This is a genomic window from Ruegeria spongiae (genome assembly GCF_023502395.1).
GTDB classification, from domain to species: domain Bacteria; phylum Pseudomonadota; class Alphaproteobacteria; order Rhodobacterales; family Rhodobacteraceae; genus Ruegeria_C; species Ruegeria_C spongiae.
The window spans coordinates 110,978-130,303 of sequence record NZ_JAMFMB010000008.1; the positions used below are offsets into that span (position 1 = coordinate 110,978).

Here is a 19,326-nt window from a genome sequence, read left to right on the forward strand (position 1 = left end):
GGATGAGTGATACACCGGTCAAAACACAGCGCGATGGCCCTGTTCTCGAGGTTACGCTGGACCGCCCCAAGGCCAATGCGATCGACCTTGCGACCAGCCGGATCATGGGCGAGGTGTTTCGCGATTTCCGCGACGACCCCGACCTGCGGGTCGCCATCCTGACCGGCGGCGGTGACAAGTTTTTCTGCCCCGGTTGGGATCTGAAGGCGGCTGCCGATGGCGATGCGGTCGATGGCGACTATGGCGTCGGCGGCTTTGGCGGGTTGCAGGAACTGCGCGACATGAACAAGCCGGTGATCGCGGCGGTCAACGGTATTGCCTGCGGCGGCGGTCTGGAACTGGCGCTGAGCGCCGACATGATACTGGCGGCGGATCACGCCAGCTTTGCCTTGCCCGAAATCCGGTCCGGAACCGTCGCGGATGCCGCCAGCGTGAAACTGCCCAAGCGCATCCCCTATCACATCGCGATGGAGTTGCTGCTGACCGGGCGTTGGTTCGACGTGGAAGAGGCGCATCGCTGGGGTCTGGTGAATGAAATCACCGCCGCCGATCAGCTGATGGATCGGGCCCGCGAACTGGCGCAACTGCTCGCCAGTGGCCCGCCGCTGGTTTACGCCGCGATAAAAGAGATCGTGCGCGATGCCGAAGACGCGAAGTTTCAGGACGCCATGAACCGAATCACCCAGCGGCAGCTACGCAGTGTCGATACGCTTTATGCCTCCGAAGACCAGATGGAAGGCGCCCGCGCCTTTGCCGAGAAACGCGATCCGGTCTGGAAGGGGCGTTAGGCTTTTTCGAACAATGCGATGAACGCGGTGTCGTCCTTGTTCTCGCCGGTGGCCAGATCGCCGAAGATGCGAACCTCGACCAGCGAGGGCTGTGCGATCCGTGCGTCCTGCACCAGCGTGTCCAGCTTTTCGGCAAACCCCTTGGTCGCGAAATGCTTGGCGTTGATCGACAGGGCAAACTGCGCCCCGGGTCGTGCAATGCGCAGCAGTTCGGTCAGGGCCTCGGGCCCCACATGCCCATGGGTGAAGGTGCCGGATGAGACGATGCCGGAATAGCTGTTACGCGGCACCGGCACGCCTTCGTTCAGATCGGCCTCGATGGCGTCGCGATAAACATCCTTGCGCATCGCGCGGTTCAGCATCTCGGCGCTGATATCGGTGGCGTCGATCGGTCCGACGCCCATATCGGCCAACACTGCACCACACAGCCCCGTCCCGGCCCCAACATCCAGAACCGGCCCCTGGCCACCCGCACGACCAAAGGCGCGGGCGGTGTGGATGTGCAACTGGTAATCCTCGTTCAGCGCGAACATCCGGTCATAATCGTCCGCCCATTCCGCATAGAGCCGCCGCGAATCCTCGGGCGTTTTCAAACTATAGGCGATGTGCAGGTCAGGTGGTTTTGTGGTCATACCCAATTGAAAAGCCCTTGAGGGATTCGAATCAAGAAAAGATGACAAATACTTGCATCCCGCCCGCCTGCGGATCATCAAGGGCGCATGGCAGGAACTTTGTTATCTTTCGGGCATGGCTACACGGCGCGGGCGCTGGCGCGGGACCTGTTGCCGCAGGGCTGGGCCGTGACCGGCACCACCCGATCGCAGGACGCGCTTGGAGACATCGGCGCGCAGGGCGCCACGCCGCTGCTTTGGCCCGGTGCAGAGCCGGATTTCGCGGGCGTTACCCATCTGTTGATCTCGGTGGCACCAAATGCCGGCGGCGACCCGGTGCTGAACGCGCTGGCGGAAGAGATCGCCGCGCGCGCCGGGCAGTTCGAGTGGGTCGGGTACCTGTCCACAACGGCTGTCTATGGCGATCATGGCGGCGACTGGGTGGATGAGACCACACCACCCGCCCCCACCGCCGAGAGGGGCCGGTGGCGGCTGGCCGCCGAACGGCACTGGGCGGCGATACCGGGCCTGCCGCTGCATATCTTCCGGCTGGCAGGCATTTACGGGCCCGGGCGCGGACCGTTTTCCAAGCTGCGCCGGGGCGGGCTGCGGCGGATCATCAAGCCGGGGCAGGTGTTTTCGCGCATCCATGTGGACGATATTTCGCAGGTTTTGCAAGCCTCGATGGCGCGCCCCGATCCGGGTGCGGTCTATAACGTCTGCGACGACGAACCGGTTCCGCCACAGGACGTGATCGCCTATGCTGCCGAGTTGCAGGGCCTGCCCCTGCCGCCCGCGGTGCCTTTTGATGAGGCCGATCTGACCCCCATGGCGCGCAGTTTCTATTCCGAGAACAAGCGGGTGCGAAACACCCGCATAAAGGAGGAGCTGGCGGTGAAGCTGCTCTATCCGAACTACAGGTCGGGGCTGAAAGCTCTGGCGATCACCAGGTATTCTGTCCCGGCATCTGGTGGATCGGATTGACACTGAATCGGCCCGATCCTGAAACCCAGATATTGCAGTTGTATTCGCAGGGTGCGAGACTGCTGAGGGTCTTGAGACGGCAAGCGAGGTTGACGGCGACCAGGAAGCCCGAGAGATGGCTGCGCTGTTGATCGTGGCTGTCGTAGTGATGCCGCTTTACGGTTTCGCCCTTGATCGCGCGGTTCATGCGCTCGACCTGGCCGTAATTGCAGGGTGATCCACTGGATCAAATCCTGATCCATCAAACGTCGCAGGTGGTTGGGTTTTGTCGGCCGATGCCCGATCCCGTTAACCTCGCAGATCATGTCGAAGCGCGCTGGTCGAGAATAGGTCGTCATTTGGATTCGCGGCTGATCTGCGAATTGTATGCCGTTATCCGTCAGGATCGTGTGGATGCGATGGGGGACCGCTTCGAGGAAAAGCCCAGCTGTTTGGTAGCATCTCGGCCAGATCCGTATTACCGCCGAGGAAAGGGGCGCCGCAAAATCATGTTATCGGGCAAGATGGCTTGCTCCACCGGATATCTGTTTGGAGTTGATGTGCGAGCTGCCACGAGACGGAAGAGCATTTCGGACACCAGCGGGGAACCCTTGCCGCTTGTGCGCGAACCGGGGAGGGTAAATGGCAAAGGATTTTACCAGGGTGGGGGAGGTAGCAAGTTTGGGGCCTGAGGTGACCCCCCATATTCTGCGCCATACATTCACCACGGTGTTTCTGGCCCAGACCAGTAAACGAGAAGGCGCTTCGCGAAATGGGTGGATGGCCAAACAAACATGGTCTTTCACTATGCCAAATTGGCTCCGCCAGAGCTTGGCCAGTGGGTGTTAGCTATGGGGTGGGAATTTGGCTTAAAATTGCACGATCTACCTGATGTGCTGAGCTAACTTGATTGAATTATTTAGATTTTTTAGGCTTCGCGCGCCCTTAACAGGGGAGCGCATTCGACCACTTGGCCACGCCTCCTCCGACGCGGCATATCCGTGCAAACAACGGAAATAAAAGGCCAATTCCGCCAAGGGCGCAATTTTTTGCGCGACTGTGCGAACACCTTGAAATAGAAAAGAATAGCACCGACTTCCCCCAATATTTGAGGGAAGTTCTCTGCTTGCTGCTGCCCGCGAATGGTCAGGTGGGCATCGGGATCGCGCCTTTCGCCTGCCGCCGCGCTCTGTTCAGAAATAACGCAGCCAGATATAGACGTTGGCGATCATCAGCGTCAGGATCATGATCGGAAAGGCGATCTTGATGAAGGCGATGAAGCCGATCGGCTGCTTGGCCTTTTCCGCAAAGGCGGCCACGGTCAGGTTGGCGCTTGCGCCCAGCAGCGTGCCATTGCCGCCCAGGCAGGCCCCCAGCGCCAGTGACCACCAGAGCGGCTCGATCGCGTCGGGACCGCCGAAGGTATCGGCGGTGGATTCGATCAGCGGGATCATGGTGGCGACGAAGGGGATGTTATCCAGAATGGCAGACAGGATGCCCGACGCCCAGAAGATGAAGAACGCCGTCCACATCATGTCGCCTTGGGTCAGTTCCAGCACTTTCTGACCAAAAAACTCAAGCAGTCCGACATGTTCGACGCCAGCAACGATCACAAAGAGCCCGCCAAAGAAGAAGATGGTGACCCATTCCACCTCGCCAAAGATATGGTGCACCGATTCCGACTGCGCCTCGCTGCTCTGATGGCCGTATGCCAGCAACATCAGCAAACCGGCCCCGGCCAGCGCCGATGTACCCGGCTGGATGCCATAGCCGTGGCCCAGTGTGAAACCTGCCAGCACCAGTGCCAGCACGCCCAGGGATTTGACCATCAGGGTCGGGTCGGTGATCGCCTCGGATTCGTTGAAGCCCATGATCCGCGCGCTGGCCGATTTCGGGATGGCGGCCAGTTCCTTACGGTTCATCAGGTAGATGATGCCGGTCAGCACCACCAGACAGATCGCCGAGATCGGTGCCAGATTCACCACAAACTGGTTGAAGCTGAGCCCGGCGGCCGAACCGATGATGATGTTGGGCGGGTCACCGATCAGCGTCGCGGTGCCGCCCACATTCGAGGCCAGAATCTCGGCAATGAAAAACGGGAATACGCGGGTTTCCAGCGCCTCGGTGATCAGCAGCGTGATCGGCGCGATCAGCAGCACCGTGGTCACGTTGTCCAGTAACGCCGAGAACACTGCCGTTATCAATGTCAGCATGATCAATATACCTGTCGGGTTGGCCTTGACGAGTTTCGCCGCTTTGATCGCGACAAACTGGAACAGCCCGGATTTGCTGGTGATGCCGACGATCACCATCATGCCGATCAGCAAGGCCAGCGTGTTCGCATCGACGCCCGCGACCGCCTGTTCCTGGTTCAGAATGCCGAACAGAACCATCAGCGATGCGCCCAGCATTGCCAGAATGGCGCGGTTCACCTTCTCGGTGATCAGCACCGCATAAACGAGGATCAGAATGCCGGTTGCGATCCAAACCGGATCGATACCCAACAGGTCGGGAACGGAGAATGCTGCCTCTCCGTGTGGCGAAGAATGTTCTGCCAAGGATTTGGTTCCGGTCTTTTTTGGGGGGGGTTAGCTCAGGGCGCGATCCAGCAGCGAGTTGGCGCTGACGGTGCCGACGAAACGATTGGTTTCGGGTTCGACCAGGATCACGTGACGCTTGAATTTGTAGATCAGGAAGATGCCTTCCATCACCGGTGTGTCGGGGGCCGCGACGGGAATGTTGGTTGGCCTCGACATGTTGTCGCGCACCTTCTCGGACTTCAGCCGGTCAAGCTGCTGTTCGAAATCGTTGTGCGTGAGGTTCATGAAGCTCAGCGACTCGATCGACACCCGCATCACGTCGTCATTCAGCCCGATCGTGGCCGCCTTGGGGAGGATCAGCTTCAGCAGCGTGGGCGCGGTGAACACGCCCACATAGGTTCCGTCCCCGTCCACCACCGGCAGAAACCGCGCCCGGCTGCCCTTGATGATGTTGAATGCGGCGGCGATGCTTTCATCCGGATGGATGGTCTTTTGCACCTCTGGCGGCACCATCACATCATAGCAAGTCAGACCCATGCTCTTCCTCGGGGTTGGAACGGTTCAAAGGCGATCCGGCCAGTCAGGAGGTATATGCTCAGCCGGCTCGGGGTTCACCCGGCGCCTCTTTTCATTCACGCTATCGCTTGACCAGTCTTAACGCAGCGTCTTTCGAACCGCTGCACCGATAATTGTCATCTGCTGAATTGGCGCCGGGTCAGGTCGGACATACGCTTCATAGCGCGCAACCGAATCGTCGCCCGGTACTTTAAGCCGGGTGTTGCGTCAGTGGCGAATTGCGACTATCCACGCGCGGTGGCCGCACGGTCATGAGAATCACAATCAAGAAATGCCGTGGTTGACCCATACGCTTCGGGGGTCACATCCGGCGAAGGAGAAGCGATATGAAACTGCATGAACTGCGCGACAACGCTGGCGCAACCAAATCCCGCAAACGGGTTGGCCGTGGTCCGGGTTCGGGCACCGGTAAGACCGGTGGCCGGGGTATCAAAGGTCAGAAATCCCGTTCGGGTGTGGCCATCAACGGTTACGAAGGCGGCCAGATGCCGCTGTATCAGCGTCTGCCCAAGCGTGGCTTCAACAAGCCCAACCGCAAGGCATTTGCCGTTGTGAACCTGGGCCTGATCCAGAAATTCGTCGATGCCGGCAAGCTGGACGCCAAGGCGGCCATCACCGAGGACGCGCTGGTTGCCAGCGGTCTGGTACGCCGCAAGCTGGACGGTGTCCGCATCCTCGCCAAGGGCGAAATTTCGACCAAGGTGAACCTGGAAGTAACCGGTGCGTCCAAGGCTGCTGTCGAAGCGGTCGAAAAAGCGGGCGGCTCACTTAAGGTCACAAACGCTGCTGCGGCAGAGTAACCGCTTGTGAGCGGGCACCGACCCGCTTACATAGTGCCTCAAGTTTTCCAAAGACGCCGCCCGAGCCGGAAAACGGTTCCGGGCGGCGTTTTCACAAGAGAGACCGATTAATGGTATCAGCAGCAGAACAAATGGCGGCCAACACAAGCTGGTCCGCCCTTGGCAAGGCCACCGATCTGCGCAACCGCATCCTGTTCACGCTTGCCCTCCTGATCGTCTATCGCCTTGGCACCTTCATTCCGGTGCCCGGTATCGATGGCGCCGCGTTGCAGCAGTTCATGGAGCAGGCGGGGCAAGGCATCGGCGGCATGGTGTCGATGTTCACCGGCGGCGCGCTGGGGCGGATGGGCATCTTTGCCCTTGGCATCATGCCCTATATTTCGGCCTCGATCATCGTGCAGCTGCTGACGGCCATGGTGCCCGCGCTTGAGCAACTCAAGAAAGAGGGCGAGCAGGGCCGCAAGAAGATCAACCAGTATACCCGTTTCGGCACCGTGGCTCTGGCCACCGTGCAGGCCTATGGGCTGGCGGTGTCGCTGGAGGCGGGCGATCTGGCCACCGAACCGGGGCTCTATTTCCGGCTTGCGACCATGATCACCCTGGTGGGCGGTACCATGTTCCTGATGTGGCTGGGTGAACAGATCACCGCGCGCGGCATCGGCAACGGTATCTCGCTGATCATCTTCGTCGGCATCATCGCCGAGGTTCCCGCCGCGCTGGCGCAATTCCTTGCCAGCGGTCGGAGCGGCGCGCTGAGCCCGGCTGTGATCATCGCGGTGATCCTGATGGTGATCGTGACGATCACCTTCGTGGTGTTCATGGAGCGTGCGCTGCGCAAGATCCATATCCAGTATCCGCGCCGTCAGGTGGGGATGAAGGTCTATGACGGCGGTTCATCGCATCTGCCGGTCAAGGTCAACCCCGCCGGTGTTATCCCCGCCATTTTCGCGAGCTCGCTGCTGCTGTTGCCGGTCACAATCTCGACGTTCTCGTCGGGTGCGGCCAGTGGCCCTGTGATGTCCTGGCTTCTGGCCAACTTCGGACCCGGGCAGCCGCTCTATCTGCTGTTCTTCGCCTCGATGATCGTGTTCTTTGCGTATTTCTATACGTTCAACGTCGCGTTCAAACCCGATGACGTGGCGGACAACCTGAAAAAGCAGAACGGCTTCATTCCGGGCATCCGACCGGGCAAGAAGACCTCGGAATATCTCGAATACGTGGTCAACCGCGTGCTGGTGATGGGCTCGGCCTATCTGGCGCTGGTCTGCCTGCTGCCGGAAATTCTGCGCGGCCAGTTTGCCATTCCGTTCTATTTTGGCGGTACCTCGGTACTGATCATTGTCTCTGTGACCATGGACACGATCCAGCAAGTCCAGAGCCATCTGCTTGCGCATCAATATGAAGGGCTTATCGAAAAGTCCCAACTGCGTGGCAAAAGCAAGAAACGCAGCAGGAAGGGACCCTCGCGTCGATGAACATTATACTATTGGGCCCGCCGGGTGCCGGTAAAGGCACTCAGGCGCGGCATCTGGTCGATACCCGCGACATGATCCAGCTGAGCACCGGTGATATGCTGCGCGCAGCCCGCACCAGCGGCACCGAAATGGGCCAAAAAGTGGCCGAGATCATGGACTCGGGCAAACTGGTCACCGACGAGATCGTCATCGGCCTGATCGAGGAACAGCTGACCACGCAAAGCGGGTCGGGCTTCATCTTTGACGGCTTCCCGCGCACGCTGGCGCAGGCCGACGCGCTGGCTGCGCTGCTGACCAAGCTGGGCCAATCGCTGCACACGGTGATCGAGATCCGCGTCGATGACGAAGCGCTGGTTCAACGCATTTCGGGCCGCTTTACCTGCGGCGATTGCGGTGAAGTCTATCACGACAAGACCAAGCCAACTTCAGTTGACGGTAAGTGCGACAATTGCGGCAGCACCAACATGGTTCGCCGCGCCGACGACAATGCCGACAGCCTGCGCACGCGGCTGATGGAATACTACAAAAAAACCTCGCCGCTGATTGGATATTACTACGCCAAGGGCGATCTGCGCCCGCTGAACGGGTTGGCCGATATCAGTGAGGTCACTGCCTCGGTTGAGGCTATTCTGGGTTGAGATCGCGCGGGGGTTGACGATCCCCGCAAAAGCCTCTACCCACCCCCATCCCTTAGGGGACATGATTCCTTCGGGCAGATTCGTCTGCCCAAAGACCACCTCGAAAAAATGCTGGACCCTCTGGCCTCACTGCCAAGGTAAAGCGTTGTGAAAAAAGGTTCCGGAGCTACGGAACCGCAACGAAAAGGAAAGTGACACGTGGCACGTATTGCCGGCGTAAACATCCCGACTGCAAAGCGGGTACCCATCGCCCTCACCTATATCACCGGAATCGGCAACACCTCGGCCAACGCGATCTGCGAAGCCGTGGGCATCGATGCGACCCGTCGCGTCAACGAGCTGTCCGACGCCGAAGTTCTGTCCATCCGCGAACACATCGACGCCAACTACTCGGTCGAAGGTGACCTGCGTCGCGAAGTGCAGATGAACATCAAACGCCTGATGGATCTGGGCTGCTACCGTGGCCTGCGCCACCGTCGCAACCTGCCGGTCCGCGGTCAGCGCACCCACACCAACGCTCGCACCCGCAAAGGCCCCGCAAAGGCCATTGCCGGCAAGAAGAAATAAGGAGGGTCTGACCGATGGCACGCGACAAGACTCGTACCAAGAAAAAAGAGCGCAAGAATATCGCAACGGGCGTCGCCCATGTGAACTCGACGTTCAACAACACCAAGATCCTGATCTCGGATGTGCAGGGCAACGCGATCTCGTGGTCGTCCGCTGGCACAATGGGCTTCAAAGGGTCGCGGAAATCGACGCCTTATGCGGCTCAGCTGGCCGCCGAAGATGCGGGCAAAAAAGCCCAGGATCACGGCGTCAAGACGCTGGAAGTCGAAGTTCAGGGCCCCGGTTCGGGCCGTGAATCGGCACTGCGCGCTCTGGCTGCTGCGGGCTTCAACATCACGTCGATCCGTGACGTGACGCCGATCGCTCACAACGGCTGCCGCCCGCCGAAGCGCCGCCGCGTCTAAGCGACAGAACTACTGCTGGGGTTCGTGTTTTGGCACGGCCCCAGTTCGTCATTTTGAACCTCGGGCGTCTGCACCTTGTTGGACATGGGGCGCAGACAGGAATGGAGGGATTACATGATCCACAAGAATTGGGCAGAATTGATCAAGCCGACCCAGCTTGACGTCAAACCGGGCAACGACCCCGCGCGTCAGGCCACCGTTGTGGCCGAACCGCTGGAGCGTGGCTTTGGTCTGACTCTGGGCAACGCGCTGCGTCGCATCCTGATGAGCTCGCTTCAGGGCGCCGCCGTCACCAGCGTTCAGATCGACAATGTTCTGCATGAGTTTTCCAGCGTTGCCGGTGTCCGCGAAGACGTCACCGACATCATCCTGAACCTCAAGCAGGTCTCGCTGCGCATGGAAGTCGAAGGCCCCAAGCGCCTGTCGATCAATGCCAAAGGCCCCGCCGTTGTCACCGCAGGCGACATCAGCGAAAGCGCCGGTATCGAGATCCTGAACCGCGAACACGTGATTTGCCACCTCGACGATGGTGCGGACCTGTTCATGGAGCTGACCGTCAACACCGGCAAGGGCTATGTCTCGTCCGAGAAGAACAAGCCCGAGGATGCGCCCATCGGTCTGATCCCGATCGACGCGATCTATTCGCCGGTCAAGAAGGTGTCCTATGATGTGCAGCCGACCCGTGAGGGCCAGGTGCTGGACTATGACAAGCTGACCATGAAGATCGACACCGATGGTTCGATCACGCCGGACGACGCGGTGGCCTTTGCCGCGCGCATCCTGCAGGATCAGCTGTCGATCTTCGTCAACTTCGACGAGCCGGAATCGGCAGGTCGCCAGGACGAGGACGACGGGCTCGAGTTCAACCCGCTGCTGCTCAAGAAAGTCGACGAACTGGAACTGTCGGTCCGGTCGGCAAACTGCCTGAAGAACGACAACATCGTCTATATCGGCGACCTGATCCAGAAGACCGAAGCCGAGATGCTGCGCACCCCGAACTTCGGCCGCAAGTCGCTGAACGAGATCAAGGAAGTGCTGTCCGGCATGGGTCTGCACCTCGGCATGGATGTCGAGGATTGGCCGCCCGACAACATCGAAGATCTGGCGAAGAAATTCGAAGACGCGTTTTAAGCGCGTCTTCCCCAATGCCCGGACCTCCGGGGAATGTATGGGCAAACACGCCCCAAGGAGAGCCCCTGACACGCATCGTGGGCCAGACAAAGTAAAAGTCGAAAGAAGGAACTAGAAAATGCGTCACGCACGTGGTTACCGCCGCCTGAACCGGACACATGAGCACCGCAAGGCGCTCTTTTCCAACATGGCTGGCTCGCTCATCGAGCATGAGCAGATCAAGACAACGCTGCCCAAGGCCAAAGAACTGCGCCCGGTCATCGAAAAGATGATCACGCTGGCCAAGCGCGGCGACCTGCACGCCCGCCGTCAGGCCGCCTCGAAGCTGAAAGAAGACAAGGACGTCGCCAAACTGTTCGACGTTCTGGGCCCGCGCTACAAGGACCGTCAGGGCGGTTATGTCCGCATCCTGAAGGCCGGCTTCCGCTATGGCGACATGGCCCCGATGGCGATCATCGAATTCGTTGACCGCGATCTGGATGCCAAAGGCGCCGCCGACAAGGCCCGCGTTGCTGCCGAAGAGGCCGCAGAAGAATAAGCCCACTCAACCGGTGGACCAAGTGAACCCCGTGCCTTTGGCGCGGGGTTTTTCGTTGTGGCGGATCAGGTGGGTATGCTTGCATTCCAAGCGCCGCCGCCGCATATCGCTTGGGCGATACTTGATATGAGGTCAGGAATGCTGCGCGCGCTGCTTACCGTTCTCTTGCTGATCCCGGCGTCCGTGGCACTGGCTGAGACGCGGGTTCCCGCCAGCCAGTCCGAGATTTCGCTGGGCTTTGCCCCGGTGGTCAAACAGGCCGCCCCGGCAGTGGTCAACATCTATGCCAAGATCGTGCGGCCGGGCCGGGCCAACCCGTTTTTCTCGGACCCGTTCTTTCAAGATTTTTTTGGCCGCAGCTTCGGCGAGCCGCAGCCGCGGGTGCAGAACTCGCTTGGTTCCGGCGTGATCCTTTCCGAGGACGGCTATGTGGTCTCGAACTATCATGTGGTGGGCTCGGCGACCGAGATCCGCGTGGTCACCACCGACCGGCGCGAGCATTCGGCGCAGGTGGTGCTGGGCGACAAGGAAAGCGACATTGCCATCTTGCGGCTGAGCGAGGCGACGGACCTGCCGTTTCTGTCCTTGCGCGATTCCGATCATGTCGAGGTGGGTGAGTTGGTGCTCGCCATCGGCAACCCGTTTGGCGTCGGTCAGACCGTGAGCAGCGGCATCGTTTCGGGGCTGGCGCGCTCGGGCACGGCGACGGGCAATGCGCGGGGGTATTTCCTGCAGACTGATGCGCCGATCAATCCGGGCAATTCGGGAGGCGCGCTGGTGGATGTGAATGGTGATCTCATTGGCATCAACACCTCGATCCTGACGCGTTCGGGCGGGTCGAACGGCATCGGCTTTGCCATCCCCGCCAATCTGGTGGCTGAGTTCCTGCGTCAGGCGCGTCAGGGTGCAGAGGCGTTCCAGCAGCCCTGGGCGGGCATGTCGGGCCAGCCGATGACCGCTGATATCGCTGAATCGCTGGGCCTCGATCTGCCCGGCGGGTTCGTGCTGTCGGGCTTGCACCCGCTCAGCCCGTTTGCAAAGGCGGGTTTCCGCGCCGGTGATGTCATCACCCATATGGACGGGCAGGAGGTCAACTCACCCCCCGAAATGATGTTCCGCATGGCCGTGGCCGGGATCGGTGGCAGCGCAATGGTCATCCGCTATCGCGGCGGGGCCTCGGAACAGGTGGAGGTTGCCATGCACCCAGCCCCCGACGAGCCGCCTGCGCAGGAAACCACGCTGGATGACCGCACCGTGCTGCCCGGTCTGACCGTGGCCCGCGCGAACCCGGCGGTGATCGCGGGGTTGACCCTGTCGGTTTCGACCGAAGGGGTGGTGGTGCTGGATCCCGGCGCTTATGGCAATCGCGCAGGGATTCGGCGTGGCGACGTGGTTGAGCGGATCAACGATCGCGAGATCATCAGCCCGGCGGATGTGCAACAAGCGTTGACCGATCCGGGCCGCCGGGTGCGGATGGTGCTGAACCGGCGCGGTCAGAGCGTCTCATTGCGGTTCCGGTTGTAAGCCATGGCTGATCTCTTCGATACCGGCGCAGCCGTACCCGAACACGCCCCGCCCCGACCGCTGGCCGACCGGCTCAGGCCGCAATCCCTGGCTGAGGTGGTCGGGCAGGAACAGGTTCTTGGCCCCGAGGCTCCGCTGGGCGTGATGCTGGCTTCTGGCGCGTTGTCCAGCCTGATCCTCTGGGGACCGCCGGGGGTGGGCAAGACCACCATCGCGCGGCTTCTGGCGCAGGAAACCGACCTGCATTTCGTGCAAATCAGCGCCATTTTCACCGGGGTGCCGGACCTGAAAAAGGTCTTTGAGGCCGCCAAGCTGCGCCGTCAGAACGGCAAGGGCACGCTGCTGTTCGTGGACGAGATTCACCGCTTCAACAAGGCGCAGCAGGACGGGTTCCTGCCGCATATGGAGGATGGCACCATCCTGCTGGTGGGGGCGACCACCGAAAACCCCTCGTTCGAGCTGAACGCAGCCTTGCTGAGTCGGGCGCAGGTGCTGGTGCTGGAACGGCTGGATGGGGACCAGCTTGAGCGGTTGATCCAACGGGCCGAGCAGGATCTGGACACAGCGCTGCCGCTGACGGATCAGGCGCGGCGATCCCTGTTGGAAATGGCCGATGGCGACGGGCGGGCGCTGCTCAATCTGGTCGAACAGATCGCCGCATGGCGCGTCGACGCGCCGCTGGAGCCGGACGCGTTGTCGGCGCGGCTGATGCGGCGCGCGGCGAAATACGACAAATCGGGGGATGAGCATTACAACCTGATCTCGGCCCTGCATAAATCGGTGCGCGGCTCGGATCCGGATGCGGCGCTTTACTGGCTGGCGCGGATGCTGACCGGGGGCGAGGACCCGCGCTATCTGGCGCGCCGGATCACGCGCATGGCGGTCGAGGATATCGGGCTGGCCGACCCGCAGGCGCAGTCGATCTGCCTGCACGCCTGGGAGGTCTATGAGCGGCTGGGCAGCCCCGAAGGAGAACTGGCGCTGGCGCAGGCGGTGACCTATCTGGCGCTGGCCCCGAAATCGAACGGGGCCTATGTGGGCTACAAGGCGGCGATGCGGCTGGCCAAAAAGACCGGCAGCGAACCGCCGCCCAAACACATCCTGAACGCGCCGACATCGCTGATGAAGGATCAGGGTTATGGCGCGGGCTATGATTATGACCACGATGCCGAGGACGGGTTTTCGGGACAGAACTATTTTCCCGAAGGCGTCGCCCGCGAAGAACTGTATCAGCCGGTCGAACGTGGCTTCGAGCGCGAGTTGAAAAAACGGCGGGATTATTTTGCCAACCTGCGGGCCAAGCGCCGGGAAACTTGACATCCCCGCTCGCGCGCGCGACAGACCGCGCATGTTGTCTTCTCTTCTACATGTGGCTCTTGGCGGTGCGATCGGTGCCGCGCTCCGGCACCTGACGGGTGTTGGCGTGTTCCGCGCCTTCGGCCCGCAGGATTTTCCGGTGGCCATCCTCGCCGTCAATATCATCGGCTCGTTTTTGATGGGGTTTTTCGTGGTGACCGCGGCGCATCGCGGACTGACCCACCTGAACCCGTTCGTCATGACTGGAATCATGGGCGGCTTCACCACCTTCTCGGCGTTTTCGCTTGAGGCGGTCACACTTTATGAACGCGGGGCTTTGGGCCATGCGGCGCTCTATGTGGGGCTCTCTGTCGGGCTCTCCATCGGGGCGCTGTTTCTGGGCCTCTATCTTGCGCGGGGACTTTGGACATGAGCGGCGTACAGATGATCACAGTAGGTGAGGATGACGGCGACCAGCGGCTCGACCGCTGGCTGCGCCGCCTGTTCCCTCATGTCAGCCAGGGGCGCATCGAAAAGATGTGTCGCAAGGGCGAGTTGCGGGTTGAGGGCGGCCGGGTCAAAGCCTCGACCCGGCTCGAAGTTGGTCAGGCCGTGCGGGTGCCGCCGCTGCCCGATGCTGACCACAAACCGGTTCAGGTCACGCCGCGAATTTCCGATGCGGATGCGAAGATGATCCGCGATTGCGTGATCTATCGCGACGATCATATCATCGCGCTGAACAAGCCACCGGGCCTGCCGGTGCAGGGCGGCAGCGGTCAGACCCGCCATGTGGACGGGCTGGGCGAGGCGCTGCGGTTTGGCTATGACGAAAACCCGCGCCTTGTGCACCGGCTCGACAAGGATACCTCGGGCGTGATGCTGCTGGCGCGGACCCGCGAGGCGGCGAAATCCCTGACTGCCGCTTTCCGCCACCGCAACACGCGCAAGATCTACTGGGGCCTGGTGGCGGGCGTTCCAACCCCCTACCTGGGCGAGATCAAGGCCGGTCTGGTCAAGGCGGGCGGGCATGGTCCGCAGGGCGAGGGCGAGAAGATGGTCGTCGTCCATCCCAGCGAGATCAATGACACACCGGGTGCCAAACGCGCCCACACGCTTTATGCCACGCTCTACCGGGTTGCGGGCCGCGCCGCCTGGGTGGCGATGGAGCCGCTCACCGGGCGCACCCACCAACTGCGCGCCCATATGGCGGGCATGGGCCATCCGATCATTGGTGACGGCAAATACGGCGGCTCGGGTCAGGAGAATCTGGGCGATGGCTGGGGCGCGCAATTGGGCGGTGTCATCAGCAAGAAACTGCATCTGCATGCGCGCCGGCTGGCGTTCGAACATCCGGTGACCCGCAAGCCGGTCTCGATCATTGCGCCTTTGCCGGATCATATGAAGGACAGCTGGGACACGCTGGGCTGGACCGAAGATCTGGCCGCAGACGACCCGTTCGAGGCGCTGCAATGAGCGCGCCCTTGCGCCTGATCCTGTTTGATGTGGATGGCACGCTGGTCGACAGCCAGGCCACGATCGTCGCTGCGATGCGCGCGGCGTTTGGTGCGGCGGGGCTGGAGACGCCTGCGCGTTCAGAACTGATGTCCGGTGTCGGTCTGTCTCTGCCGGTGTTGATGAAAGCGCTGGTGCCCGAACAGGATGACCGGACCGTGAACCGGCTGGTCGCTGGCTATAAAGAGGCCTATCACGACATACGGCTCTCACAAGGGTCCGCGCATTCGCCGCTCTATCCCGGCGCGCGCGCATTGCTGGAAAACCTGAACGGGTCGCCCGAACTCCTGCTGGGTGTTGCCACCGGCAAATCCAAGCGCGGGCTGGATGCGCTGATCGAAGCGCATGGGCTGGAGCGGATGTTCGTGACACGGCAGGTCGCCGATCACCACCCGTCGAAACCTCACCCCTCGATGATCGACACCGCGCGGGCGGAAACCGGCGTGGCACGGGATGATACGATCATGATTGGCGATACCAGCTTCGACATGCAGATGGCGTCGGCGGCAGGCGTGGCGGGAATCGGCGTCACCTGGGGCTATCATCACCGCAGCGCGTTGGAGCCGGCGCGCAATGTGGTTGAGGATTTCGCTCAATTGGCGGACGTTTTGAACACTTTCCGGGCGGTGAATCATGGGTGAGTGGGCAGCCAAGCGATTCTGGAGCGAAAGTGCCGTTGTCGGGGCGCAGGACGGTTTTCGCGTCGAACTGGACGGGCGTGGCGTCAAGACGCCAGCCAAGGCCGCATTGATCCTGCCGACACGTGCCATGGCGGAGGCCGTGGCGCAGGAATGGGACATGCAAGAAGGTCGAATCGACCCGCTGTCAATGCCGGTGACACGCTCGGCCAATGCGGCAATCGACAAGGTGCGCATTCAGCATGCCGAGGTCGCGGATATGCTGGCCGCTTATGGTGATACCGATCTGGTCTGTTACCGCACGGCGCACCCGCAGGCGCTTGCCAATCGGCAGGCACAGGCCTGGGATCCGGTGCTGGATTGGGCTGCCGCGACGCTCGATGCCCGACTTACTGCGGTACAAGGCGTCGTTCATACCCCGCAACCGGCGCAAGCGCTTGCGGTGCTGTCGGACCGGGTACACGCGTTGGATCCGTTCCAGCTGGCCGCCTTTCACGACCTCGTGAGCCTGTCCGGGTCGCTGCTGCTGGGCTTTGCCACTGCGCTGGATTGGCGCGATGCCGACGAGATCTGGCATCTGTCACGCATCGACGAGCATTGGCAGGAAGATCAATGGGGCAGCGACGACGAGGCCACCGCACACGCGGAACTAAAGCGGCAGTCGTTTTTACACGCAAAGCGGTTCTTTGATCTTTCAACCTGAGATTTAGGGCGGCTCCAAACCCCTCACCACGGGGAAATGCCGGGGCTTGTAGATTTATTTCAGTGATCGAACCCTTGACGTTCATTGATGAATGCGCCCAAACTTGGCCCCACTGAAGGGGAGATCCCTTTTTCGGTATATGCTCCGGTTAAACTCAGACCGGCGAGCCGTCCCGGAAGGGGGCGGAAAATCAGGAAGAGGTAAAAATGAAAAAATCCGTATTTTTGGGCGCGGCGACTGTCGCCACTCTTGCAGCAGGTGCTGCAATGGCGGGGACGGCAGACGACGTCAAGGCGCGTGGCAAGCTGAACTGCGGTGTGACCACCGGTCTGGCCGGCTTTGCGGCGCCGGATGCCAACGGGGAATGGAAGGGTTTCGACGTGTCGATGTGCCGTGCGGTGGCAGCGGCGGTTCTGGGTGATCCCAATGCCGTCGAATTTGTGCCGACCACCGGCAAGACGCGTTTCACCGCTCTGGCCTCGGGCGAGATTGATCTGCTGGCACGCAACACCACCTGGACATTCAGCCGCGATGTCGACCTGAAGTTCGAATTCATCGGTGTGAACTACTACGATGGTCAGGGCTTCATGGTCCCCAAAGAGCTGGGCGTATCCTCGGCCAAGGAACTGGACGGCGCGACCGTCTGCATCCAGACCGGCACCACCACCGAGTTGAATCTGGCGGATTTCTTCCGCACCAACAACATCAGCTACGAGCCGGTTCCGATCGAAACCAACGCCGAAGCGCAGCAGCAGTATCTGGCGGGGGCTTGTGACGTCTACACCACCGACGCTTCCGGCCTGGCTGCGACACGTGCTTCGTTTGAGGATCCTTCGGCGCACATCCTGCTGCCCGAGATCATCTCGAAAGAGCCTCTGGGTCCGCTGGTGCGCCATGGCGACAACGAATGGGGCGACGTGGCCCGCTGGACGCTGAACGCGCTGATCTCGGCCGAAGAGCTGGGCGTGACCTCGGCGAATATCAACGATATCGCCTCCAGCACCGATAACCCGGAAATCAAGCGTCTGCTGGGCACCGAAGGTACCCTGGGCGAGATGCTGGGCCTGGATGCCGAATGGGCGCAGCGCGCGATCGCTGCCGGTGGCAACTATGGTGAAATCTTTGCGAAGAACATCGGCGAAGACACCCCGATCGGTCTGGCACGCGGTCTGAACGCGCAGTGGACCGATGGCGGGCTGCTCTATTCGCCGCCGTTCCGCTAAGAAGCCGCAAGAAAGGGCGCAGGACATCCTGCGCCCTTTTTCATTTTCACAAACAACAAACCCGGTATTTGCGAGTGGGGGCAAACCCCGCCGATTTCAGGACCGGATTGTTACGGGGAAACCATAGGTCATGACAACACTCACTGACCCGCCGAAGGAGCATTTTCGGCTGTCCATGCTCCTTTATGATACACGTTACCGGTCAGCCACGATCCAGGTCATTGCGTTGATGGGGTTCATGCTGCTGGCGGCATGGCTGCTCAGCAACACGATCCAGAACCTCGAAGCGCTGGGCAAACCGGTCGAGTTCGGGTTCTTCAGCGAACCGGCCAGCTATGACATCAACCAGCGCCTGCTGGAATATGATTCCCGCGACAGCCACCTGCGCGCCGCCCTGATCGGGCTGCTGAACACGCTGGTCGTGGCGGTGCTGGGCTGTATCACGGCCACCGTCATCGGCGTCCTTGTGGGCGTGTTGCGCCTGTCATCAAACTGGCTGGTCTCAAAGATCATGACCGTCTATGTCGAGATGTTCCGCAATGTGCCGGTCCTTCTGTGGATCGTCTTTGCGATGGCGATCCTGATCGAGAGCCTTCCGGCCCCACGGGCGTTTCGAGGCGAAGACCCCGCAGCGACGATGGACCTGTTCAACACGGTTGCTGTCACCAATCGCGGTGTCTACATCCCCGAGGCGCTGTTTTCGCGCTCGTTAGGGGATATCCACTTCTTTGGCGATAGCGCGCTGCGGTTCGACGTGTCGCTTGACCTGATCGCGATCATCGTCGTTCTGGCGGGCAGTATCTTTGCCATGCGCAAGGTCATCGCCTGGGCCAACCGGACCCAAGAGCAGACCGGTGACCGGCCAAAGACCTGGCATATCCTGCTGGGCCTTTTCTTTGTGCCGATGCTGACTCTGCTGGTTGCGCTGGGTTTCCACCTTGGCTACCCCGAGCTCAAAGGGTTCAACTTCACCGGCGGCACCCATATGCGGAACTCGCTGATCGCGCTCTGGCTGGCCCTGTCGCTTTATACAGCCGCGTTCATTGCCGAGATCGTGCGCGGTGGCATCCTTGCCATCAGCCATGGCCAGACCGAGGCTGCTGCGGCTCTGGGGCTGCGTCAGGGGCGGATCATGCGGCTGGTGATCCTGCCGCAGGCGCTGCGGGTGATCATCCCGCCGATGATCTCGAACTATCTGAACCTGACCAAGAACTCCTCTCTGGCCATTGCGGTCGGCTACATGGACATCACCGGCACACTTGGCGGGATCACCATGAACCAGACCGGGCGCGAGTTGGAATGTGTTCTGCTTCTCATGCTGGTTTATCTCTGCATTTCCCTGAGCATTTCAGCGGTGATGAACTGGTACAACGAACGCGTCAAATTGGTGGAGCGGTAA

The 19,326-nt window shown here is 61.2% G+C and carries 21 protein-coding genes; 17 read left to right on the forward strand and 4 right to left on the reverse strand.

All coding sequences use genetic code 11. The annotated features are described in order from the left end of the window. The first annotated feature begins 2 nt into the window (after window positions 1-2). Window positions 3-788, forward strand: coding sequence for a carnitinyl-CoA dehydratase (locus tag M3P21_RS08480; protein WP_249708951.1), 786 nt, complete (start codon window positions 3-5; stop codon window positions 786-788). On the opposite strand, the gene M3P21_RS08485 is transcribed toward M3P21_RS08480, so the two are convergent. Continuing rightward, on the reverse strand, window positions 785-1,420 hold the full coding sequence (locus M3P21_RS08485; RefSeq protein ID WP_249708952.1) for a class I SAM-dependent DNA methyltransferase: 636 nt from the start codon (window positions 1,418-1,420) through the stop codon (window positions 785-787). The two genes, M3P21_RS08480 and M3P21_RS08485, sit on opposite strands and share 4 nt — an antisense overlap. 87 nt (window positions 1,421-1,507) lie before the next feature. On the opposite strand from M3P21_RS08485, the gene M3P21_RS08490 reads away from it, so the two are divergent. After that, window positions 1,508-2,383 carry an SDR family oxidoreductase gene (locus tag M3P21_RS08490; protein WP_249708953.1) on the forward strand — a complete coding sequence of 292 codons (876 nt, stop codon included), beginning with the start codon at window positions 1,508-1,510 and terminating at the stop codon, window positions 2,381-2,383. On the opposite strand, the gene M3P21_RS08495 is transcribed toward M3P21_RS08490, so the two are convergent. The 3 genes from M3P21_RS08495 to M3P21_RS08505 all read right to left on the reverse strand — a co-directional run bounded on the left by M3P21_RS08495 (window position 2,343) and on the right by M3P21_RS08505 (window position 5,439). After that, window positions 2,343-2,570 carry a hypothetical protein gene (locus M3P21_RS08495; protein WP_249708954.1) on the reverse strand — a complete coding sequence of 76 codons (228 nt, stop codon included), beginning with the start codon at window positions 2,568-2,570 and terminating at the stop codon, window positions 2,343-2,345. The genes M3P21_RS08490 and M3P21_RS08495 overlap by 41 nt on opposite strands. A 985-nt stretch (window positions 2,571-3,555) precedes the next feature. After that, on the reverse strand, window positions 3,556-4,920 hold the full coding sequence (locus M3P21_RS08500; RefSeq protein ID WP_249708955.1) for an ArsB/NhaD family transporter: 1,365 nt from the start codon (window positions 4,918-4,920) through the stop codon (window positions 3,556-3,558). 30 nt (window positions 4,921-4,950) lie between these two features. Beyond that, window positions 4,951-5,439, reverse strand: a complete 489-nt coding sequence (locus tag M3P21_RS08505; RefSeq protein WP_249708956.1) for a CBS domain-containing protein — start codon at window positions 5,437-5,439, stop codon at window positions 4,951-4,953. Window positions 5,440-5,804: 365 nt separating this feature from the next. Here M3P21_RS08505 and rplO point away from each other — a divergent pair, with 365 nt between their 5' ends. The 15 genes from rplO (at window position 5,805) to M3P21_RS08580 (ending at window position 19,326) form a co-directional block, all read left to right on the forward strand. Beyond that, window positions 5,805-6,278, forward strand: a complete 474-nt coding sequence (rplO, locus tag M3P21_RS08510; protein WP_249708957.1) for a 50S ribosomal protein L15 — start codon at window positions 5,805-5,807, stop codon at window positions 6,276-6,278. A 110-nt stretch (window positions 6,279-6,388) separates the two neighbouring features. Further along, window positions 6,389-7,753: a preprotein translocase subunit SecY gene (gene secY / locus M3P21_RS08515; RefSeq protein WP_249708958.1), complete on the forward strand. Its 1,365-nt coding sequence runs from the start codon at window positions 6,389-6,391 to the stop codon at window positions 7,751-7,753. Further along, on the forward strand, window positions 7,750-8,391 hold the full coding sequence (locus M3P21_RS08520; protein ID WP_249708959.1) for an adenylate kinase: 642 nt from the start codon (window positions 7,750-7,752) through the stop codon (window positions 8,389-8,391). The genes secY and M3P21_RS08520 overlap by 4 nt, the downstream gene beginning before the upstream one ends. Before the next feature lie 198 nt (window positions 8,392-8,589). Then, on the forward strand, window positions 8,590-8,958 hold the full coding sequence (gene rpsM, locus M3P21_RS08525) for a 30S ribosomal protein S13 (protein ID WP_249708960.1): 369 nt from the start codon (window positions 8,590-8,592) through the stop codon (window positions 8,956-8,958). 14 nt (window positions 8,959-8,972) lie between these two features. Next, window positions 8,973-9,362, forward strand: coding sequence for a 30S ribosomal protein S11 (rpsK, locus tag M3P21_RS08530; RefSeq protein WP_249708961.1), 390 nt, complete (start codon window positions 8,973-8,975; stop codon window positions 9,360-9,362). Between the two features lie 114 nt (window positions 9,363-9,476). Next, on the forward strand, window positions 9,477-10,493 hold the full coding sequence (locus M3P21_RS08535; RefSeq protein ID WP_249708962.1) for a DNA-directed RNA polymerase subunit alpha: 1,017 nt from the start codon (window positions 9,477-9,479) through the stop codon (window positions 10,491-10,493). A gap of 118 nt (window positions 10,494-10,611) precedes the next feature. Then, window positions 10,612-11,031 (forward strand): 50S ribosomal protein L17, encoded by a 420-nt coding sequence (gene rplQ, locus M3P21_RS08540; RefSeq protein ID WP_249708963.1) that lies wholly within the window; start codon window positions 10,612-10,614, stop codon window positions 11,029-11,031. 138 nt (window positions 11,032-11,169) lie between these two features. Next, a complete protein-coding gene (locus tag M3P21_RS08545) occupies window positions 11,170-12,555 on the forward strand; it encodes a trypsin-like peptidase domain-containing protein (RefSeq protein ID WP_249708964.1) in 1,386 nt (461 codons plus the stop codon). A 3-nt stretch (window positions 12,556-12,558) separates the two neighbouring features. Then, on the forward strand, window positions 12,559-13,872 hold the full coding sequence (locus tag M3P21_RS08550) for a replication-associated recombination protein A (RefSeq protein WP_249708965.1): 1,314 nt from the start codon (window positions 12,559-12,561) through the stop codon (window positions 13,870-13,872). A gap of 31 nt (window positions 13,873-13,903) precedes the next feature. After that, window positions 13,904-14,284 carry a fluoride efflux transporter CrcB gene (crcB, locus tag M3P21_RS08555; RefSeq protein ID WP_249708966.1) on the forward strand — a complete coding sequence of 127 codons (381 nt, stop codon included), beginning with the start codon at window positions 13,904-13,906 and terminating at the stop codon, window positions 14,282-14,284. Continuing rightward, the gene (locus tag M3P21_RS08560) at window positions 14,281-15,324 is read left to right on the forward strand and encodes an RluA family pseudouridine synthase (RefSeq protein ID WP_249708967.1); all 1,044 of its coding nucleotides are present in this window, start codon (window positions 14,281-14,283) and stop codon (window positions 15,322-15,324) included. Before crcB ends, M3P21_RS08560 begins: the two co-directional genes overlap by 4 nt. Next, entirely contained in the window at window positions 15,321-16,004 is a 684-nt protein-coding gene (locus M3P21_RS08565; protein WP_249708968.1) for an HAD-IA family hydrolase, read from the forward strand. Before M3P21_RS08560 ends, M3P21_RS08565 begins: the two co-directional genes overlap by 4 nt. After that, window positions 15,997-16,704, forward strand: a complete 708-nt coding sequence (locus M3P21_RS08570; protein ID WP_249708969.1) for an ATP12 family chaperone protein — start codon at window positions 15,997-15,999, stop codon at window positions 16,702-16,704. Before M3P21_RS08565 ends, M3P21_RS08570 begins: the two co-directional genes overlap by 8 nt. A 206-nt stretch (window positions 16,705-16,910) precedes the next feature. After that, the gene (locus tag M3P21_RS08575; protein WP_249708970.1) at window positions 16,911-17,927 is read left to right on the forward strand and encodes an amino acid ABC transporter substrate-binding protein; all 1,017 of its coding nucleotides are present in this window, start codon (window positions 16,911-16,913) and stop codon (window positions 17,925-17,927) included. Between the two features lie 130 nt (window positions 17,928-18,057). Continuing rightward, window positions 18,058-19,326, forward strand: coding sequence for an amino acid ABC transporter permease (locus M3P21_RS08580; RefSeq protein WP_249708971.1), 1,269 nt, complete (start codon window positions 18,058-18,060; stop codon window positions 19,324-19,326).